Source organism: Pseudomonas sp. SIMBA_067 (genome assembly GCF_046534675.1).
Taxonomy (GTDB): domain Bacteria; phylum Pseudomonadota; class Gammaproteobacteria; order Pseudomonadales; family Pseudomonadaceae; genus Aquipseudomonas; species Aquipseudomonas putida.
Genome location: NZ_JAWRYH010001500.1, coordinates 1 through 230, shown reverse-complemented (window position 1 = coordinate 230; position 230 = coordinate 1). Strand labels below are relative to the sequence as shown.

The following is a 230-nucleotide window of genomic DNA, read 5'->3' as shown; positions in this document are numbered from 1 at the left end:
GACAGAACCTCGCCCCGCAGATCGCCACGCTGCTGGACGGCATGATCAAGAAGAACGCCTATTTTCCGCGCCGCATCGGCGGCACGATGCAGGCGCACGAGCATCCCGACCATGCTGTCGTCGACAGCGGGCTCGCGACCGATACCTTCAACCTGGTGATCAGCAAGGCCGCCGGTCAGCCTCAGGCGGCGGCGACCGAGAGCATCGCGCGGCGCTTCAATGATGCGGGC

1 protein-coding gene is annotated in these 230 nt (G+C 66.1%); it reads left to right on the top strand.

What is annotated here, in order from left to right; genetic code table 11:
- Positions 1 to 230: hypothetical protein (locus SB765_RS34450; protein ID WP_410933135.1), on the top strand; the 230-nt coding region annotated here is incomplete at both ends.